The 20,524-nt window shown below is 69.2% G+C and carries 4 protein-coding genes; all 4 read left to right on the top strand.

Translation table 11 applies throughout. The features are described from left to right. Positions 1 to 26 precede the first annotated feature (26 nt). Positions 27 to 1,172 (top strand): FMN-dependent L-lactate dehydrogenase LldD, encoded by a 1,146-nt coding sequence (gene lldD / locus PSm6_RS06435; protein WP_021222340.1) that lies wholly within the window; start codon positions 27 to 29, stop codon positions 1,170 to 1,172. Between the two features lie 74 nt (positions 1,173 to 1,246). Beyond that, complete coding sequence (locus tag PSm6_RS06440) at positions 1,247 to 4,057, top strand: FAD-binding and (Fe-S)-binding domain-containing protein (protein WP_265169796.1); 2,811 nt, start codon at positions 1,247 to 1,249, stop codon at positions 4,055 to 4,057. 419 nt (positions 4,058 to 4,476) lie between these two features. After that, on the top strand, positions 4,477 to 18,561 hold the full coding sequence (locus PSm6_RS06445) for a leukotoxin LktA family filamentous adhesin (RefSeq protein ID WP_265169798.1): 14,085 nt from the start codon (positions 4,477 to 4,479) through the stop codon (positions 18,559 to 18,561). Beyond that, on the top strand, positions 18,548 to 20,218 hold the full coding sequence (locus PSm6_RS06450) for a ShlB/FhaC/HecB family hemolysin secretion/activation protein (RefSeq protein ID WP_043245384.1): 1,671 nt from the start codon (positions 18,548 to 18,550) through the stop codon (positions 20,216 to 20,218). The genes PSm6_RS06445 and PSm6_RS06450 overlap by 14 nt, the downstream gene beginning before the upstream one ends. Positions 20,219 to 20,524 lie beyond the last annotated feature (306 nt).

Here is a 20,524-nt window from a genome sequence, read left to right on the forward strand (position 1 = left end):
TTCTTTCATTCAACGGTAGGGACCCCATGATCATCTCCGCCTCCACCGACTACCGCGCCGCCGCCCAGCGCAAGCTGCCGCCCTTCCTGTTCCACTACATCGATGGCGGCGCCTACGCCGAGTACACGATGCGGCGCAACGTCGAGGACCTCTCCGGCATCGCCCTGCGCCAGCGCGTGCTGAAGAACATGTCCGAGCTGAGCCTCGAGACCCAGCTGTTCGGCGAGACCCTCGCCATGCCGGTGGCCCTGGCCCCGGTGGGCCTCACCGGCATGTACGCCCGTCGCGGCGAAGTGCAGGCGGCCAAGGCGGCAGCGGACAAGGGCATCCCCTTCACCCTCTCCACCGTCTCGGTGTGCCCCATCGAGGAAGTGGCCCCGGCCATCCAGCGCCCCATGTGGTTCCAGCTCTACGTGCTGAAGGACCGCGGCTTCATGAGGAACGCCCTGGAGCGCGCCAAGGCCGCCGGCGTCACCACCCTGGTGTTCACCGTCGACATGCCCGTGCCCGGCGCCCGCTACCGCGACGCCCACTCCGGCATGAGCGGCCCCAACGCCGCCATGCGCCGCGTGCTGCAAGCCATGACCCATCCCGCCTGGGCCTGGGACGTCGGCCTGCTGGGCAAGCCCCACGACCTCGGCAACATCTCCACCTACCGGGGCAACCCCACGGGCCTGGCCGACTACATCGGCTGGCTCGGCGCCAACTTCGACCCGTCGATCTCCTGGAAGGACCTGGAGTGGATCCGCGAATTCTGGGACGGCCCCATGGTCATCAAGGGCATCCTCGACCCCGAGGACGCCCGTGACGCGGTCACCTTCGGCGCCGACGGCATCGTCGTCTCCAACCACGGCGGCCGCCAGCTCGACGGCGTGCTCTCCAGCGCCCGCGCCCTGCCGGCCATCGCCGACGCGGTGAAGGGCGAGCTGAAGATCCTCGCCGACTCCGGCATCCGCACCGGCCTCGACGTGGTGCGCATGCTCGCCCTCGGCGCCGACACCGTGATGCTCGGCCGCGCCTTCGTCTACGCCCTGGCCGCGGCCGGCGGCGCGGGTGTGAGCAATCTGCTGGAATTGATCGACAAGGAAATGCGCGTGGCCATGGTGCTCACCGGTGCCAAGAGCATCAGCGAAATCAGCGCCGACTCGCTGGTACGCGAACTCGGCCGCTGATTTACCCCACCCATAACGAACCGACGAGGCCGCCCGAGCGGCCCGCGCCAACCGTTGATGACAGGACCCGACCGATGAGCCTGCCCGCCGCCTTCCTCCAGACCGCCGAGCGCCTGATCCCCCGCGAGCGGCGCTTCGACGACCCGCTCTCCACCCTGGCCTTCGGCACCGACGCCAGCTTCTACCGGCTGATCCCCAAGCTGATCGTGCGGGTCGAGAGCGAGGCCGAAGTCATCGCCCTGCTCAAGGCCGCCCACGCGGAACAGGTGCCCGTGACCTTCCGTGCCGCCGGCACCAGCCTCTCCGGCCAGGCCATCAGCGACTCGGTGCTCATCGTCCTCGGCGACAACTGGAACGGCCGCGACATCCGCCAGGGCGGCGCGCAGATCCGCCTGCAGCCCGGCGTCATCGGCGCCCAGGCCAACGCCTGGCTCGCCCCCTACGGCCGCAAGATCGGCCCCGACCCGGCCTCCATCAACGCCTGCAAGATCGGCGGCATCGTCGCCAACAACGCCAGCGGCATGTGCTGCGGCACCGCGCAGAACAGCTACCACACCCTCGCCGGCCTGCGCCTGGTGCTGGCCGACGGCACCCTGCTCGACAGCGAAGACCCGGTCAGCGTCGCCGCCTTCCACGCCACCCACGGCGCGCTGCTGGAGCGGCTCGGCGAACTGGGCCGGCAGACCCGCGCCAACACCGAACTGGCCGCGAAGATCCGCCACAAGTACCGCCTGAAGAACACCACCGGCCTGTCCCTCAATGCCCTGGTGGACTACGACCAGCCGCTGGACATCCTCACCCACCTGCTGGTGGGCTCCGAAGGCACCCTCGGCTTCATCAGCGCGGTGACCTACGACACCGTGCCCGAGCACCCGCACAAGGCCTCGGCGCTCATCGTCTTCCCCGACGTCGAAACCTGCTGCCGCGCCGTGCCCGTGCTCAAGACCCAGCCCGTCTCCGCCGTCGAGCTGCTCGACCGCCGCAGCCTGCGCTCGGTGCAGGAGAAGCCCGGCATGCCCGCCTGGGTCAAGGGCCTGTCCGCCAACGCCTGCGCCCTGCTCATCGAATCCCGCGCCGCCAGCGGCAGCCTGCTGCACGAGCAGCTCGCGCAGATCACTGCCTCCATCGCCGACTTCCCGGTGGAGCAGAAGGTCGACTTCAGCGAAGACCCGGTCGTCTACAACCAGCTGTGGAAGATCCGCAAGGACACCTTCCCCGCCGTCGGCGCCGTGCGCCACACCGGCACCACGGTGATCATCGAAGACGTCACCTTCCCCGTCGAACAGCTGGCCGCCGGGGTCAACCGCCTGATCGAGCTGTTCGACAAGCACTGCTACGACGAGGCGATCCTCTTCGGCCACGCCCTGGAAGGGAACCTGCACTTCGTCTTCACCCAGGGCTTCGACAGCCCCGAACAGGTCACCCGCTACGACGCCTTCATGCAGGACGTCGCCCAACTGGTGGCAGTGGAATTCGGTGGCGCCCTCAAGGCCGAGCACGGCACCGGGCGCAACATGGCGCCCTTCGTCGAGCTGGAATGGGGCAGCGACGCCTATCAACTGATGTGGCAGCTCAAGCGCCTGCTCGACCCGCGCGGCATCCTCAACCCCGACGTGGTGCTCAGCGAGGACCGCGAGCTGCACCTGAAGAACCTCAAGCCGCTGCCTGCCGCCGACGAGATCGTCGACAAGTGCATCGAATGCGGCTTCTGCGAACCGGTCTGCCCCTCCAAGGGCCTGACCCTCAGCCCGCGCCAGCGCATCGTCATCTGGCGCGACATCCAGGCACGCAAGCGCGCCGGCATCGACACCCGCGAGCTGGAAGAGGCCTTCGCCTACCAGGGCGTCGACACCTGCGCCGCCACCGGCCTGTGCGCCCAGCGCTGCCCCGTCGGCATCAACACCGGTGACCTGGTGCGCAAGCTGCGCGGCAGCGTCGCCCACCATGCCGGCAGTGCCGACTGGCTCGCCGGCCACTTCGCCACCGCACTCAAGGGCGCACGCCTTACCCTGCGCCTGGCCGACGGCGCCCACCGCCTGCTCGGCGCGCCGCTGCTGGAAAAAACCTCCGGCACCCTGCGCCGCCTCTCTGCCGGGCACCTGCCGCAATGGACGCCCGCCCTGCCCCAGGCCGCCAAGCCCATCCAGTTCACCCCACCGGCCAACGACGCCCGCCCCCGCGTGGTCTACCTGGCCGCCTGCGTATCCCGCGCCATGGGCCCCGCCGCCAGCGATGGCGAACAGGTGCCGCTGGTGGACAAGACCCGCATGCTGCTGGAAAAGGCCGGCTACCAGGTGGTCTTCCCCAGCCAGCTGGAGAGCCTCTGCTGCGGCCAGCCCTTCGCCTCCAAGGGCTACGCCGAGCAAGCCGAAAGCAAACGCCGCGAGATGATCGACGCCCTGCTGGAAGCCAGCCGCGGCGGCCTCGACCCCATCTACTGCGACACCAGCCCCTGCACCCTGCGCCTGGTGCAGGACGGCCTCGATTCGCGCCTGGACCTGTTCGACCCGGTGCGCTTCATCCGCACCCACCTGCTCGAACGCCTGGAGTTCACCCCCCAGGACAAGCCCATCGCCGTGCACGTCACCTGCAGCACCCAGCACCTGGGCGAAGCCCAGGCGCTGATCGACCTGGTCGGCCGCTGCACCCGCCAGGTGGTCGTCCCCGAGGGCATCCACTGCTGCGGCTTCGCCGGCGACAAGGGCTTCACCACCCCGGAACTCAACGGCCACGCCCTGCGCAGCCTGAAGGACGCCGTGCAGATCTGCGAAGAAGGCATCTCCACCAGCCGCACCTGCGAAATCGGCCTCACCCAGCACGGCGGCATCGACTACCACGGCCTGGTCTACCTGGTGGACCGCGTCACCCGCCCACGGGCCATCTGAACCTCAAGCTGCCGTGCATCGCACGGATTGCGCCCCGCCCAGTGCGGGGCTTTTTTTGCCCGGCAAAAACGCCTCTACCCGACTCCCGGCCAAGCGCAACGGCAAGCGAAACGGCACCCCGGGCGCAATCCGCAATGGGTTTCATCCCGCCTCCCCTTCCCGACGAAATGTCAGCCCTGAAGCCCGCGAAACCCGGCACGCGAAAACCCCTGAAAACACCGCGCAGCCCATCTAGCACGGCGCCTCCAGCCTGGCCATCATGACTTCGAAAAATGATGGCCAATTGTCAGCATTGCTCAGTTTCGGCCCAGGGACCCGCTCATATACTCGCGCCCAAACCCTTTCCCTGGCCCGCACTACGCAGGCACTGCCCGACGACCACGGGGCAGGCCCTGGTGGCCCTCATCAAGGATCGCGCCATGAACCACGTCTATCGCACCATCTGGAACCACGCCAAAGGTGTCTGGCAAGTCGTTGGGGAGAACACCAAGCGGCAGGGCAAGACCAAATCGAGCAAGGCCGCCAGCGGCGCCGGCCTGCTGGCCATCGGTGCCCTGCTGAGCCCCGGCCTCTATGCCCAGGGCATCGTCACGGACGGGCGCACGGCCACCAGCGTGGTGCAGAACGGCGCGGTCACCGACATTCGCACCGAGACCATCCGCAACGGCAACGGCTTCAACTCCTTCTCGCAGTTCAACGTGGGCAGCGGCGAAACCGCCAACCTCTATGTACCGGATTCGGCCAACGCCCTGATCAACATCGTTCGCGACCAGCGCAGCGAGATCAACGGCATCCTCAACGGCTACAAGAACGGCCAGATCGGCGGCGACATCTATTTCGCCAACCCCCACGGCATGGTCGTGGGCGAGTCCGGCGTGATCAACGTCGGCTCCCTCACCGTCACCACCCCCGACAGCGCCTCCCTTGAGCGCCTGATCGGCGCCGACGGCAAGATCGACGACCTCGCCGTGGCCCAGCTGAAGTCCGGCAACCTGCCCCTTTCCGAATCCGGCCTGGTGTCCATCCGTGGCCAGGTCAACGCCAAGGGCGCCGTCACCCTCAGCGCCCGCGACGTCGGCATCGGCGCCAGCGGTCGCGTCACCGCCGGCCAGCAGGCCATGCCGCGCATCGAGCAACTGGTGAACATCGACGGCCTCGACAGCGCCGCCGCCATCACCGAGGTCAACGGCGAGATCCGCATCATCGCCGAGAACGACGTGCTGATCGCCGGCCAGGTGAACACCGACGGTGTCGCCGGCAAGTCTGCCGGCGAGATCGAGATCCGCGCCGGCCACGACATCACCATCGCCGACGGCGGCAAGGTCTCCGCCTCGGGCCAGGGCGCCCACTCCGACGGCGGCAAGGTCGTGATCAAGGCCAAGCAGCAGAGCACCCTGGCCAAGGGCGGCACCGTGGCGGCCAACGCCGGCACCAGCGGCAATGGTGGCCAGGTCGAGCTCTCCGCCGACGAAAGCGTGACCTGGGCCGGCACCCTGGAGGCCAAGGCCGGCCAGGGCGGCGCCGTCGGCCACGTGCTGATCGACCCGCGCGAAATCAACCTCACCCAGGACCAACGCCTGGGCGGCACGAACTACAGCCTGCAGGCGTCGGAGAAGATCAACGTCGCCGACGGCGTGATGATCTCCACCCGCAACATCGCCAACTACCAGACCGCCAGCCAGCAGGAGCACCGCGACGCGGTCTCCGTCGGCAACTCCGGCGACATCACCCTGGAAGCGCCGACCATCGTCCTCGGCCAGAACGCCAAGCTCTACGCCCACACCAACAACGCTGCCTTCGAGGCCGGCGACGTCACCCTCAAGGCCATCGCCGCCGAGGGCGCCCTGCTCACCCCCGGCATCCTCGTCGGCGTGGGCAGCAACAAGACCGAAATCACCCTGGGCGCCGGCACCGAGATCCGTGGCGGCCAGGTCACCATCAGCGCCGAATCCTCCACCGCGCTGACCGACAGCCTGTCCAGCGACGGCCTGTACAACGGTGTCGACGCCAACGGCCACCCCATCGCCCAGGTCCTCGACGACGACGAGCTGGAAGAACAGCGCCAGGCCCTGGCCGACGCCGGCGTGCAGACCGATGACGACGGCGGCAGCGACTTCTTCGGCGGCCTGCTCGACACCCTCGCCAGCAGCGGCCTGCTGGCTTCGGTGCAGGTGCTCGACGCCCAGTCCAAGGTCAACATCGGCAACGGCGTGAGCATCATCGGCAGCAACGACGTGAACATCTCGTCCCACGCCAGCACCAACGCCCAGGCCGAGGTCGCCGACCTGCCGGTGGGCGCCGTGGTCTCGGTGACCAACACCGACGCCCAGCTCAACGTCGGCCAGAACGTCCGCATCGAATCCCTGGGCGGCAACGTTAACCTCAAGAGCCAGTCCGACACCACCGTGGAAACCGCGGTGGAAGCCGGCGCCCTCGAAGGCCTGCCGATCACCCTCACTGCCAACGTCACCTCGGCCAAGGGCCGCGCCACCACCACCGTCGGCAGCGGCAGCCTGATCAAGGCCGCCTTCGACGCCAGCGTCAGCGCCGAGCAGGTCAAGGTGTTCGACGTCAGCGCCCAGGCCGGCGACGCCGAGGGCGCCATCGGCGTCTCGGTGCTGGTCGCCCTCTCCGACCTGCAGGCCCGCAACGATTTCAACGGCACCCTGGAGGCCGGCGGCAACGCCTCCCTGGAAGCCAAGGTGGACACCCAGTCCAACAGCCACGAAGCCTCGGTGATGCTCGGCGACGAGAACAAGATCGTCGCCACCCTGGAAGAGAAGATCGGCGAGGCCGGCGAAGACCCCACCGAGCTGCTCCAGGCCAAGACCAAGGACGGCATCAAGGAGCTGCTGAAGAAGCTCGTCGAGAAGGGCGAGGAAGAAGAAGGCGAGAAAGGCGGCAGCGAGCAGAGCAAGGGCTTCCTCGATGAGCTGGGCGCCGCCGGCGCCCTGGCCTACATCAACCACGACAACCAGGCGCTGCTGAACCTGGGCGGCCAGGCCAAGGTCAAGGCCGGCCAGGATGCCAGCCTCAACGCCGAGGTCACCGACCTGCTGGATTCCACCGTGTCCTCGGTGATCTCCGACAAGAAGAACGCCGACAAGCCGTTCGACTTCAGCACCGAAAGCACCGGCAAGAAGAACGGCGTGGGCGTCGCCATCCTCATCAGCAACCAGGACAACGACGCGGTGCTGACCGTGCGCCCGGGCGCCGAGCTGGACGCCATGCAGGCCCTCAGCCTCAACGCCAAGACCAGCCTGCCGTGGCTGGACCAGAGCCGCCTGTCCAACCTGATCAAGGCCTTCAGCGCCGACAACCTCAGCGACTTCCTGCAGACCATCAACGAAGGCCAGATGTTCAGCACCTGGGTCAACGCCGCCACCGCCGTCTCCGGCGAAGGCGCCCAGGACAGCGGCACCACCCTCAGCGGCATGGTCGACATCAACCACGTCGGCCTCAACGCCAAGGTGGACGTCGCCGATGGCGTCAACATCAACCAGGACCTGGCCTACCGCGGCCAGGAACAGACCGTCGACATCGAAGCGCGCACCGAATCGCAGATGGTCAACGTCGCCGCCGACCCGGGCCTGTTCAACAACGAAGGCGGCAAGAACGGCTTCGGTGCCGGCCTCATCGCCGGCATCTACAACAACAGCGCCCAGGCCACCGTCGGCGCGGTGAACCTCTACGCCAGCGAGCTGAACGTCAACGCCGTCACCGACGTCGACATCCTCAACTACGCGGTGGCCGGCTCCAAGGGCGGCACCAACGCCCTCAGCGGCTCGGTCTCCGTCTCCGTGCTGGACAACGTCACCCGCGCCGGCATCGACGACGGCGCCCACCTGGTGGTGACCGACGAGAACGGCGGCAGCGGCGACATCACCATCAACGCCAGCGATGAGACCGACAGCCTGACCATCACCGGCGGCGTGGTGAAATCCACCAGCAAGGCCGCCGGCGTCGCCGTCGGCGTGCACGCCTTCGACCGCACCACCGAAGCCTGGCTGGGCAGCGGCGACACCCAGCTCGCCGCCGGCTCCGTGGCCGCGTCCGGCGGCCTCAAGGTCGGCGCCAGCGCCGATGGCCGCATCGGCAACTACGCCCTGTCCGTAGCCCTCACCGCACCGCCGGCACCCAGCACCCAGCCCGCCGCGCAGTCCCGCGAGGGCACCGGTTCCTTCGGCATCAACGTCTCCGGTTCGGCGGCGGTGAACACCCTGGACAACCTGGTTCGCGCGCGCATCACCGACAACCTCGACATCGATGCCGGCGCGGTCAACGTGCAGGCCAGCGACGACACCGCGCTGCACGCCATCGCCGGCGGCGCCGCGGTCTCCAGCAATACCGGCAACGGCGTCGGCCTGGCCGGTGCCTACACCCAGAACACCGTGGACTCCCTGGTGGAGGCCGAGCTGGCCGCCACCGGCGACGTCACCGCGCGCCGCCTCGACATCGCCGCCGACAACGAAGCCAGCGCCCTGTCGATCTCCGCCGGTGTCTCCGCCAGCGCCTCGGCCAGCAGCTACCAGGTGGCCGGCTCGGTGAGCGTCAACTCGATCGACAGCACCACTCGCGCGCGCCTCGCCGACGGCGCCATCGATGCCGTCGACGGCGTCACCGTCAGCGCCCGCGACGACTCCAGCATCCACGCCGTGGCCGGTGCCGCCAGCTTCGGCGGCAAGGCCGGCGTCGGTGCGGGCCTGTCGATCAACAGCATCGACGGCGCCACCGAAGCCGTGGCCGATGGCCTGCGCCGCCTCGACAGCAACGCCGGCCTCAGCCTCAACGCCAGCAGCGACGCCGACCTGGTCTCGGTGGCCGCCGCCATGGGCTACTCCAACCAGTACGCCTTCGACGGCGCCGTGGCCATCAACCAGCTGGACCACGACACCCTCGCCGCCCTGCGCGACAGCCACGACCTCAACCTCGGTGGCGCCCTGGCGGTGAACGCCGGCAACACCAGCAGCATCTGGACCGCCTCCGGTTCGGCCGCCATCGGCAACGACGGCGCCGTGGGTGCCAGCTTCGGCTACAACACCATCAGCGACCGCGTCAGCGCCGAGATCCTCGACAGCGACGCCGAAGCCGCCAGCATCGCCGTGCAGGCGAACCAGCAGAGCGACATCAACGCCCTGGTCGCCGGTGGCGCCGTGGCCGCACGCTCCTCCGCCGTGGCCGGCTCCATCGCCATCAACACCATCGACAACCGCACCAGCGCCCGTACCGATGACTCCAGCCTGACCAGCCACGGCTCGCTGCTGGTGAACGCCCAGGACGCCTCGCGCATCCGCAGCCTCACCGGTGCCCTGGCCTACGGTGGCCAGGGTGCGGGCATCGGCATCGCCGGTTCCTACAACCAGATCTCCGGCGCGGTCTATGCCGGCATCAACGGCGGCAACCTCCAGGCCGGCGACCTGCTGCGCGTCAGTGCCCTGCGCAACCAGCAGCTGCAATCCCTGGCCGCCGGTGCTGCGGTGGGCAACAACGTCGGCGTCGCCGGCTCGGTGGCCGTCAACATGGTCGGCGGCTCCACCCTGGCCGAGATCGGTGACGGTGCCCAGGTCCACAGCGACGGCAGCCTGCTGCTGACCGCACGCTCCGACAGCGACATCGAAACCGTGGCCGGCGCCCTGGGCGTGGGCCTGTCTGGCGTCGGCCTGTCCGGCGCGGTGGCGGTCAACCAGCTCGAAGGCACCACCACCGCCCGGGTCACCGGTGCGTCCACCCACCTGAGCGCCGACGGCCAGGGCGCCGCCCGCGCCATCGACAACGGCCAGCTCAACGGCAACATGGGCAGCGACCTGCGCGATCGCACCCTGCAGGAAAGCATCAAGGGCATCGGCGTCGTCGCCAGCAGCACCGACGAGATCGACACCGTTTCCGTCAGCGTCGGCGGCGGTTCCAGCGTCGGCGTGGCCGGCGCGGTCACCGTCAATAGGGTCGGCGGCTCCACCCTGGCCCAGGTCAGCGGCGCCACCCTCGACAGCGACGCCGCCACCCAGGTCGGCGCCTACCACCACACCCGCGTCACCACCGGCAACGGTGCCGGCGCAGGCGGTGGCACCGCCGGGGTCGGCGTGTCCACCACTACCAACATCCTCGACCACGACACCCAGGCCCTGGTCGCCAACGCCACCCTCGGCAGCGACGCCGGCATTGGCGTGAACGCCCGCGCCACCCACGACCTCAACGCCGTGGTCGTCGGCGCCGCCATCGGCGGTACCGCCGGAGTCAACGGCTCGGTGGCCGTCACCACCCTGGCCGGCACCGTGCGCAGCAACGTGCAGGGCTCCAACCTGCGCAGCGACGCCGGTGGCATCGAGATCGCCGCCGACGCCGACAACGACCTCGACATCGTCGCCGGTGGCGTAGCAGGCGGCGGTGTGGCCGGCGTCGGTGCCACCATCATCGTCACCGACCTCAACCAGCGCACCGAGGCCTCCACCTCCGGCGCCACCCGCCTGGACGCCAGCGGCCTCAGCGCCATCGACGCCAGCGCCGCCCAGGACGTGGCCATCGTCGGCTTCACCGGCGCCGGTGGCGGCACTGCCGGCGTGGCCGGCACCGTCAACGTGCTGGTCGCCAAGGGCCAGACCCTCGCCGGTATCGGCGCGGGCAGCCAGATCAACACCCAGCTGGGCGGCGCCCAGCAGGACGTGCGCGTGCACGCCCAGGACAGCCTCGAAACCACCGACGTGCTCGGCACCGCCGGTGTCGGCGGCGTGGCCGGCGTCGGTGCCGGCGCCGACGTGCAGGTGGTGCGCAGCGGCGCCATCGCCAGCGTCGGCGACGGCGCCACGGTCAAGGCCGGCCGCGACATCACCGTCGAAGCCGAGAACAGCCGCGACATCGACTCCGTCTCCATCGCCGCCGCCGGCGGTGGCTACGTCGGCGCGGGCGCCGGCGTCTCGGTGGTCAGCGTCGCGTCCGGCGCCTCCTCCCAGGCCACCGGTAGCCTCGACAACAGCATCCGCAACGCCCAGGGCGTCGCTCGCAACTCCGGCCTCAACGGCCAGATGGGCAATGGCTTCGCCGGCTCCAGCCAGCTGCAGGCCGACATCAACGCCAACCAGCAATCCATCAGCCCCAACGACACCTTCCTCAGCACCCCGGACGGCACCGCCTACTCCGCCGCTGCACGGGTGGGCAACGCCACCCTGGACGCCGGCCGCAACGTCACCGTCAGCGCCCACAACAGCACCGATGCCCTCAGCGAGGCAGCCGGTGTAGCCGGCGGCCTGGTGGGTGCCGGCGCCGGTGTCTCGGTGATCAACGTCGGTGACCACAGCCTCGCCGAACTGGGCGGCACCCTGCGTGCCGGCGGCAACGTGCGCATCAGCGCCGAAGACGGCCAGGACGGCACCACCCAGGCCCTCGCCCAGGCGGGCGGTGGCGGTCTGGTGGGCCTCGGCGCCGCCGTGGCGGTGAGCGAGAAATCCAGCCAGACCACTGCGCGCATCCTCGACGGCGCCAACATCACCGCTGGCGGCGCCCTCAGCGTCGACGCCGACCTCGACCACGCGCTCAAGGCGCAGACCGTCGGCGTCAGTGCCGGCGGCGTGGCCGTGGGCGCCAGCATCGCCACCTCCAGCAGCACCGGCCAGGCCCAGGCACTGGTGGGCAAGAACGTGCAGGTCAGCGCCGGCAGCCTCGCCGTCGATGCCAGCGCGCGCTCCAGCAACAACGTCGACGCCGTCGGCGTCAGCGGCGGCATCGTCGCCGGTAACGCGGTGGTCGCCACCGCCAGCGACCACACCAGCGCCCGCGCCTGGGTCGACGATGGCAGCCGCGTCACCACCCAGGGCGCCATCGGCATCCGCGCCAGCACCGACCCGATGACCCGCGCCTTCGCCATCGGCGCCTCCGTGGGCGCCGGCGCCATCGGTGCCAGCGTCGCCACCGCCTCGGTGGACAACAGCGTGCAGGCCGGCACCGGCGCGGTGAACCTCACCGGCGGCTCGCTGGACGTGGACGCCGCCGCCCAGCGCACCCGCAGCCAGAGCGCCGAAGCCCAGGCCGTAGGCGCCAGCGGGGGTGCCCTGATGGGCCTCAACGCCACCGTCGCCAGCGCCAACCTGGACACCAATGTGCTCGCCGATATCGGCCAGGGCACCCAGCTCGCCATCACCGGCAACGCCGCGGTGAAGGCCAGCGACGCCACCCGGGTCAAGACCGACGCCACCGGCATCGCCGTCGGCGGCCTGCTGGCCGTGGGCGCCAACGTCGGCCTGGCCGACATCGACGCCACCCAGCGCGTGCGCTTCGGCGCCACCGGCCTGGTGGGCGGCACCCTGGCCCTCTCCGCCACCGGCAGCAACGGCATCAGCGGTGATGCGGTGGCCGGCAGCGGCGGCGTGGTCGCCGGCAGCGCCTCCACCCTCAACCTCGACGCCACCAGCGCCACCACCGTGGACGTGCTGGGCAGCACCAACATCCTCACCGGCCGCACCGACGTACTGGCCGAGCACCGCCTCGACTACGCCGCCGACAGCGACTCGATCCAGGCCGCCATGGTCGGTGCCTCGGGCACCTTCATCGACCTCGACCTGGGTGCCACCACCCAGGTGCTGGTGCGCGACGGCGCCCGCGTGGCCGCGCTCGACGGCCTCGACATCGAAGCCCACACCATCACCCAAGGTGGCGCCGAGGCCTTCTCCGGCTCGGGCGGCGTGATCAGCGGCAGCGCCGTGCTGATCGACAACAGCATCCGCGACACCACCCGCATCCAGGTCGGCAACAACGTCGGCCTGGCCACCGTGGGCAGCCCGCTGGACATCGACAAGGGCCACCTGCGCCTGAGCGCCCACAACACCATGCGCGCCGCCGACACCGGCAAGCTCTCCGCCGGTGGCGCCATCGCCGCGCCCTACGCCGGCACCGAGATGGACGTGGACGTCGCCAACCAGGTGACCTTCGGCGACAACCTGAGCATGAAGAGCAGCGGCCTGTTGCAGGTCGGCGCGTACAGCGACACCCGCGCCAGCACCAATGCCCGCGTGGACGTCTACGGCCTGGTGGGCGCCGGCGGCGGCGATACCAAGATCGACCTGACCGCTGCCCAGCTGATCCGCTTCGGCGCCAACGCCGACCTGCTCGGCTACGGCAACCTCGGCCTGCGTGCCGGCCAGAGCGCCGATGGCAACCTGGCCAACGACATCCGCGCCAGCGCCAGCACGGTGGTGGTCAACAACACCCTGATCCCGGTGACTGCAGTTCTCGATGCCGATGCCACTGCGACCACCACCAACGACCTGGTGTTCGGCACCGGCGCCCTGCTGCGCTCGGTGCGCAACGTCGACCTGATCGCCACCAACGGCGCGGTCAGCGCCAGCGGCGGCGGCGTGGGCAAGAACCCCTACCTGGCACTGTTCTCCAGCGAGCAGACCACCCGCTCCGACCGGGTCAACCAACTGGCCAGCCTGAACCTCGCCAACAGCCGTGTGGTGGCGGGCGCGGGCAACCGCCAGGAGGTCTACTGGGACGGCAACCAGCTGCGCACCGTGTCCTCGCTGAACGACCTGACCGTGCAATACAAGGCCGCCGGCAGCGCCAACGCGTTCCGCCCGCTGGCCGAGATCGACGCCACCCTGGCCAGCCTCAACCAGCAGCTCGCCGGCCTCACCCCGGGCTCGGCCGCGTACACCAGCCTGAGCGACCAGATCGCCCTCTACACCCAGATGCGCGCCAGCACCGCGCAGTCCCTGGGCGCCGGCGCCAACGGCAACACCACCGTAGACACCCTGGTGATCGGCGACATCATCGCCGGCGCCGGTGACATCCGCGTCGGTGCCGACCGCATCCAGCAGTCCGGTGCCAACCTGACCGCCTACGGCGCGCCGACGGTGATCATCCACAACAGCTCCGACGACTACCTGGTGACCAACGGCATCCTGGTTTCCGCCGCAGGCACCGGCAGCATCACTTCCACCGGCGCGGCCAAGCTGGCCAACAGCGGCGCCACCCTGACCGAGGTGAAGCGCTCGCAGTCCGACTACTACGATGCCACCCAGCGCCCGAGCGTGCCCTCGATCGTCATCGAGAACACCTACGACACCAACCTGGCGGGCAACACCAGCCCGGCCCCGGGCATCCTGGTGCTCGGCGACATCGAGAACCTCAAGGGCAACACCTCGCTGAGCAACACCTCGGGCAACGTCTCGCAGTTCGCCACCATCGAGAGCTACCAACTGAGCATGAACGTGCCCAACGGCGACCTGTTCGTCAGCCTGCCGGGCCGCAGCTGGAACCTGGCCTCGGTGCAGTCGGAGTGGGCCAACGTCATCAACGGCCTGAACCCGAGCAGCCTCAGCGGCCGCAACGTGCCCGACTCCATCGCCGAGTTCGCCGCCAACGTGGTCTACAACGGCTCCTACGCCTTCACCAGCAAGGAAGCCTTCACCGACTACCTGATCCGCAACTACGGCAGCGGCAACGGCACCGACCAGCAGATCATCCTCGACGGCATGGTCCGCGGTTACTGGGAAACCGACGACGACAACACCGCCAACCGCGTCTGGTACAAGGACACCCGGTACGAGTACAGCGGCAACATGTCGGCCAGCGACCATGACTTCTGGACCGGCAACACCGGTGTGTGGGATTGGCGCTACACCATGATGCAGGCCTACAAGACGCAGAACAGCGCGGCCCTGGGCCAGTCCGACACCAGCGGCTCCACCGCCAGCGCCCTGCGCGTGGGCGGCGCCCTGGCGATCAACGCCAAGAACATCAACATCAACGCCGGCATCGAAGTGGGCGCGCGCACCGACTGGTCGCTGAACCTGGGCGCCGCCGCGGCCGCCGAGATCGCCAGCATCGCCAACGGCAACGGCCTGGTGCGCCTGAACAACGTCAGCGGCATCGCCGACGGCAACGGTGCCGACGAGGTGCCGGTGGTGTACTGGGATTCGGACAAGCAGCGCATCCAGGTGCAGCGCATCAATGCAGCCGGCGGCGGCTCGGTGTCGCTGACCGGCAACATCATCAACACCAACACGGTGGGCAACATCGTCGTCAACTCCGGCTACGGCGATGTCGAGATCAACAACACCACCGGCCGCGACCTGATGCTCACCGACATCGACCTGGGCAACGGTGGCCAGAGCGTGGTGCGCATCACCGACACCCTCAAGCACTGGGGCGACGGCCGCGCGCAGACCTGGTGGTACGTCAACCAGGCCGGCCAGGACAGCGTCTCGGTCTACAACAACGCCAACGGCGCCACCGCCCTCACCGGCGCCAGCCTGGCGAGCGTGATCGGCCGCGACTTCACCTACAACCCGCAAGCCGGCGCCCGTTACGAGTGGACCCAGGACTACCACATCACCCGCACCTACACCGGCCCCACCAGCATCTCGGGCAAGAGCGACGAGATCCCCGGCAACCTGGGCAACTGGGTGAGCGAGATCGCCACCGCCGACGGCAAGGCCTACCTGACCAGCGCCGGCGACGTGGTGGTCCGCGCCGTCACCGGTGACGACAAGGCCTTCATGCAGTGGGCCGACGCCAACATCGGCTACACCACCGTGCGCGCCACCTCCAACGGCGACGAGTGGGGCGGCTACTACGCCGGCGCCACCTTCGACCTGGCCACTGACATCCAGATGACCGTCACCAACAGCGTGAAGGCCGACCACGCCATCCCGATCCGCTTCGTCGGCAACAGCGAGTCGCGCCTGCAGGTGGATTCCGGCTCCAACGTGCTGATCGGCGGCACCATCCGCAACGACGTCGGCACCAGCACCTTCGACGTCACCGGCTCGCTGCTGGAGGCCGGCGGCTCGCTACAGGGCAAGGACCTGGTGCTCAACGCCAGCGCCGGCATCGGCAGCGCCAGCGACGCGCTGAAGCTGATCGACTCCCGCGTCACCGGCGCCTCGGTCAGCGCCAGCAGCCAGGGCGACATCTTCCTGGCCAGCAGCGGCGACTTCTACGCCAAGTCGATCCAGACCACGGGCGACGTCACCGTCAACGCCGTCGGCGGCATCTACCAGCACGCCGACGCCGTGGGCGTGTCCATCGGGGGCGACGTGCTCAACCTGCACTCGGGCTCGGGCAGCTCCATCGGCGGGGTCAACAACCCGCTGGTCACCCAGAGCAACGAGATCAACGCCTCCGCCCCGGGCAGCGTCACCCTCACCCAGGGCAGCGGCAACATGAACGTCGGCTACATCGAGTCGCTGTTCGGCAACGTCGAGCTCAACACCCCGAGCGGCCAGATCCTCGGTGCCGCACCCAAGGGCGAGGACCAGGACGCCAAGCTGCAGGAGAAGATCGCCGAGTGGGAGGCCATGGGCCTCACCGACGCCAACCACGCGCAGAGCACCATTAACGGCTACGAGAACCTGGTGGAACGCTACTACAGCGACTACTGGACCCTCCGCGAGCGCGCCAGCAACCCGGACGGCAGCTTCAGCCTGACCAGCGCGGGCCTCAACCTCTACCGCGAGCAGGTGAGTGCCAACCTCGGCCACAGCGCCAGCGACGCCGAGATCAACAGCGCCATGAAGGCCCGCTACCTGGAGGCGAAGAGCTTCCTGGCCGGCGCGCCGGGCGTCGACCAGGGCCTGCTGCAGACCCGTTCGGCCAACTTCCAGTACAGCCTGGACACCGGCTCCGAGCTGTACGCGCAGATGACCCACGGCGCGGTCTGGGACAAGAGCATGCTGGGCACGGTGATCAACGCCGGCGCGGTGGCGGGCGACCGTCCCTCCACCGGCGCGCTGCCCAACGTCTCCGCCACCCAGGGCTCGATCCGCCTGAACAACGACCCGACCCAGGCCCTGCCCGAGTCGGAGACCCTGGTCTTCACCCTCAAGCGCACCGACGGCTACCTGCCCATCGTCACCCAGCTCTCCTCCTCGGAAGGCAACAGCTACAGCTCCAGCCAGCTGATGGCCTTCCTCGCCGAGGCCAAGCCGGGCACGCTGCAATCCGAACAGGTAGACGGCGACACCGTGCGCATCACCCTGCGCCCACGCTACGACCTGGCGGTCGAAGCCAAGGACCCGGTGGTGATCGACGCCAAGGGCGACTACCACGTGGGCACCTCCCAGGACGTGATCCTCAAGGACATCACCGTGGGCGGCACCCTCTACGTCTATGCCGGCCGTGACGTGATCAACCAGACCGCCACCGGCGTCGCCGGCGCCGTCACCGGCGGCCTGTACATCGACGCCGGGCGCAACATCGGCTCGCCGGACAACCCCATCCAGGTCACCAACAATGGCAACGACCCGGTCACCGTGTACCGCCTGGTAGCCCCGGGCACCGCCAACGTGGTGGTGCTCAACGGCAACGTGGTGGTCGGCAAGATCGACGTGAAGGGCGAAACCAACCTGGTGGCCAACAACGGCAACTTCTACTCCCTGGGCGACCACGCCACCTTCGACGGCGGCCTGGTCAACCTGCGTGCCGTGGACGGCAACGGCCTGACCTCCGGCTACATCGGCACCGCGCTGAACCCGTTCAACGTCGTGCAGAAGCAGGGCGCCCTGGGCCTGTTCGGCCTCGGTGCCAATGTGGTCGCCACGCAGAACGACCTAGTGATGTCCAACAGCGTGCTGGACGGCCTGGTGTCCCTCACCTCCAGCCTCGGCTCGATCCTCATGGACGACGAGGATTCGGTGATCCGCACCACCGACGAAGGCACCGGCCAGGTCGACCTGGTGGCCGCCACCGGCATTGGCGAGAACGGCGCTGCCATCCGCCTGCACACCGGCCACTTCAACGCCGAGACCCCGGTGGGCGACGTCAACCTGCACCTGCAACGCGAGGCCCGTGCCGAGCGCGTGCACGCCCTCACCGGCTCCGCCCACCTGGTGGGCGATGGCGACGGCGTGCTCGGCACCACCGACCTGGATCTGGCCGACGTGCGCGTCGCCCGTGACCTGGAACTGCGCGCCGAAAGCATCCGCGGCCAGGTCACCCAGACCGTGCAGGCCACCCCGCTGCGCCTGTGGGCCACCCACCTGCAGGGCGGCGTGGCCGACCGCATCGACCTGGGCATCACCGGCGCGCCCTACGTGCTCAACGAGCAGCTGGCCGCCCGTGTCGCCGACATCCGCTCCAACGCCGTGCGCTTCAACATCGTCAACGGCCACATCGGCGAAGAGATGAAGCTCACCACCGGCTACGTCAGCGCGCTGATGGACAACACCACCCCGGCGCTGCGCTACGCCAGCGACTTCCAGTACTACATCCCCTGGAAGGGCTTCTCGCTGGACCTGGAGACCCGCGGCGCCACCGGCTCCCGCGCGCCCATGTGGTTCAACTCGGCCCGTGGCGTATTCACCCGCAACATGGTCACCAGCGGCCACGCCACCTTCGACCTGGCCCGCCCGCACTTCAGCACCGACCTGCGCCAGACCGGCGGGGAGGCGATGCCCGCCTACTCCGCGGCCTACCCCGTGCGCCCGGCGCTGCAACGTGCCAATGCAATCTCCGCCGCCCCGCTGGCGGTCAACCTCGGTACCCAGAGCAGTGACGATGACTCCATCTAAGACCCTCACCAACGGCGGCCTGCGGGCCGTCGCCAGCCGCGCGCCCTTCCTGCTCGGTGCGGCCGGGCTGCTGTTCGCCGCCATCGCCAGCGCCGAGGCCCTGCCCTCCGGCGCGCTGCCCGGCGCCATCAGCTCGGAGCTGCTGCGCCAGCCCCAGCGCGCCCAGGAGCGCCAGGAAGCCCGCCCGCAGGACGACACCCCGGCGCTGGACGTGCCGGTGGTGGGCGACCAGAAGCTGCCCGACAACCCCAACCTCGCCTTCCAGCTGGACGCCGTGGTGTTCAGCGAAACCGCCATCCTCGACGCCCAGCAGCTGGAGGCGATGGCCAAGCCCTACCTCGGCCGCAAGGTGGGCTTCGCCGACCTGCAGCAGCTAATCTCGGCAGTGAACCGCCTGTACGACGAGAAAGGCTACGTCACCGCCCGCGCCATCCTGCCGCCCCAGCGCATCGAGCAGGGCCGCGTGCGCATCCAACTGGTGGAAGGCCGCGTCGGCGAGCTGGTGCTGGAAGGCAACAGCTACATGAACGAGGACTTCATCCGCGAGCGCCTGGACATCGGCAACGGCGAGCTGGTGGACCCCAAGCGCCTGGAGGCCGAGCTGTCGCGCTTCAACCGCGTGAGCAACGGCACCCTCTCCGCCTCGCTGCAACCGGGCAAGGGCTACGGCCTCACCGACGTCTACGTGAACGTCAACGAGCCGCCGCAGAACAGCCTCGACCTGTTCGCCAACAACCACGGCTACGAATCCACCGGTGAAGAAACCGGCGGCATGATGTACCGCCACTACGGCGCCCTCGGCCGTGACGACGTGTTCTCCGCCTTCCTCTCCGGCTCCCGGGGTTCGGGCGTGGGCATGCTGTCCTACGACGCGCCCTTCAACACCCTGGGCGGGCGCATCGGCGGGCGTCTCGGCAAGAGCAAGGCGAAGGTCATCTACGGGCCCTTCCGCAGCCTGGATTCGGAGAGCGACTCGAAGAACGGCTCGCTGTTCATCAGCCACCCGCTGTGGAGCAACCAGGACTGGCTGCTCACCGGCCAGTTGACCTATGGCGAGCAGCGCACCAAGAACTACATCGCCGACGTCTTCCTCAACGAGAACCGCGTGCGCACCACCCAGGCCGACCTCACCGCGCTGTACCTGGCGCCGGGCCGCTCCCTGCGCGTGGGCCTGGGTTACCAGGATGCCCGCAGCGAGCTGGAAGGCACCGCCATCCGCGAGAACTACGGCCTCTGGGTCGGCTACTGGCAGTTCTACCAGGCCCTCAGCGCGGACTGGTACCTCAACGCCAGCGGCGCCTGGCAGTACGCCAACCGCGAGGGCGTGCCCTCCAGCCAGCTGTTCCAGATCGGCGGCGCCTCCACCGTGCGTGGCTACCGCCAGGGCGAGCTGGCCGGCGACGGTGGTATGTACTCCAACCTGCAGGCCAACTACCGAGTCACCCAGGCCCTCACCGGCTTCGGCTTCTACGACTACGGGCGCATCGACTCCTCGTTCCGCCAGCCGGAGAAACTCGACAGCGTGGGCGGCGGCTTCAACTGGCAGGCCACCTCGCGCCTCAGCGGCGAAGTGACCCTTGGCGTGCCCCTGACCAAGGTGCGCTCCGACCAGGACAACGCCTACGTCAACCTGCAAGTGGTGTTCAAGGTCCTCTAAGCGCCACGCCCCGAATCCGCTCCCGTGCTGAAGCCCGGCCCATGTGACCCCATCTCGTGGGCAGGGCTTTAGCGCCGGGGCGGCCCCTTCGATCCTCTCTGCCGTAGCCCGGGCTTCAGCCCGGGGCCTGCGGCGGCCCCACTCCTGGCGACGCCAGAAAAACACTGAACCGCGCGTTTCACCGGGCAGTCCATCCTTACAAGCCCGTCGGCAAGCCCGGGCTTATCCGTCTCGGACGTCATTGTTCCACTCGGCCTCCACAAAGGGCCTATCCGAGTGCCAAAGCACGAGAGAGGAGAACCCCTC

It is taken from the genome of Pseudomonas solani (assembly GCF_026072635.1).
GTDB classification, from domain to species: Bacteria; Pseudomonadota; Gammaproteobacteria; order Pseudomonadales; family Pseudomonadaceae; genus Metapseudomonas; species Metapseudomonas solani.

Excerpts from the sequence above, each read along its gene's own strand:
- PSm6_RS06445 (WP_265169798.1), top strand. The coding sequence starts at position 4,477 with ATGAACCACGTCTATCGCACCATCTGGAACCACGCCAAAGGTGTCTGG.
- PSm6_RS06450 (WP_043245384.1), top strand. The coding sequence starts at position 18,548 with ATGACTCCATCTAAGACCCTCACCAACGGCGGCCTGCGGGCCGTCGCC.
- PSm6_RS06440 (WP_265169796.1), top strand. The coding sequence starts at position 1,247 with ATGAGCCTGCCCGCCGCCTTCCTCCAGACCGCCGAGCGCCTGATCCCC.
- lldD (WP_021222340.1), top strand. The coding sequence starts at position 27 with ATGATCATCTCCGCCTCCACCGACTACCGCGCCGCCGCCCAGCGCAAG.